Raw genomic sequence first — 1,075 nt, 5'->3', positions numbered from 1 at the left:
CGCGTCGAACCAGCGCAGGACGTCGCGGGCTTCGGGGTGCGCGGCGACGTGCGCGCGGACTGCCTCGCCGCTGCCGAGGCAGTGCACCGCCAGCCGCTCGTCGTACTGGCCGAAGCTCGGCACGATCAGGGTTCCGCCGATGTAGCGGTCGTCCCAGGGGAGGGCGAGCGAGCCGATACCGCCGCCGAAGCTCTCGCCCACATAGTAGAGAGGCACATCGCCGTTCAGGGCGACGAGCGCGTCGGGAGCCACAGATCGCGAGCGCACAGCCCCAGCGAGTACCGATCGGGGTCATCGATGCCCGCGAGCACGTGCTCGGCGGTCAGCTCGGGGGCGCCCACGCCGGCGTTGAGCGTCGGCAGGCCTCGCGCGACCGGGAAGATCGCGGCCGCATCGTCGGGCACGCGGGCGAGATCGACCGCGTCACGCCCTCCGTACCCGTGGCTGTGCACGACGCCGACGCGCGCGACCTCTGAGACGGGGTCGACGACCCAGGCGCGCAGGCGCGTGCCGTCGACCCCCGAGTACTCGATCACCGAGACGCGCCTGCCCTCTGCTGAATCGACCGACAGGACCACCGGCGCGGCATCCACCTGCCGTGCCTCGTCGCGCCACCGCATCCAGCGCTCCGCGAAGCCCTCGGGTGGCGCGATCGGCGCGATCGTGCGCAGCGTCTCGAGCGTGTGACCGTAGCTGGCATCGAAGGCGGCAGCGGGGAACCAGGTGTCATAGGGAGCGGGGAGGGTCATGCGTGCGTGGGTCCTGTGAGAGTGGTCGATCGGGGGTGAGTCAGGGGCGGAGCGGCGGGCGGCCCCGTGGCAGACTGGAGGCCCCACCGGAAGGAGAGCGCGTGCTGGTCACCGAGCGACGAGAGCGCATCCTCGCGGCGGCGCGCGACCGCGGTGCGGCATCGATCCCCGAACTCGCGGCTGCTCTGCAGGTCAGCGAGATGACCGTGCGTCGAGACATCGATCAGCTGGCCGACGAGGGCGTCGTCGAGCGGGTGCGTGGCGGGATGCGGCTGCTCGCCGGCCACCGTCCGAGCGCTGCTGCGGCCGTGTCGCCCGAGCGCCAG

At 72.6% G+C, this 1,075-nt stretch carries 2 protein-coding genes and 1 pseudogene; 1 reads left to right on the top strand and 2 read right to left on the bottom strand.

Annotation, left to right across the window (positions count from 1 at the left end; genetic code table 11):
- Both RTM68_RS18935 and RTM68_RS18930 read right to left on the bottom strand, forming a co-directional pair.
- A pseudogene (locus RTM68_RS18935) lies at window positions 1–252 on the bottom strand (acetylesterase); the annotation flags it as partial.
- On the bottom strand, window positions 225–749 hold the full coding sequence (locus tag RTM68_RS18930; RefSeq protein WP_312173885.1) for an acetylxylan esterase: 525 nt from the start codon (window positions 747–749) through the stop codon (window positions 225–227). The pseudogene RTM68_RS18935 and the gene RTM68_RS18930, both read right to left, overlap by 28 nt.
- Before the next feature lie 101 nt (window positions 750–850).
- On the opposite strand from RTM68_RS18930, the gene RTM68_RS18925 reads away from it, so the two are divergent.
- The coding region (locus RTM68_RS18925) for a DeoR family transcriptional regulator (RefSeq protein ID WP_312173883.1) at window positions 851–1,075 on the top strand (225 nt) is incomplete at its 3' end.

Source organism: Microbacterium sp. (assembly GCF_031988965.1).
GTDB lineage: Bacteria > Actinomycetota > Actinomycetes > Actinomycetales > Microbacteriaceae > Microbacterium.
The sequence above is the reverse complement of the archived record's forward strand: the minus strand, read 5'-3'. Positions and strand labels throughout refer to the sequence as shown.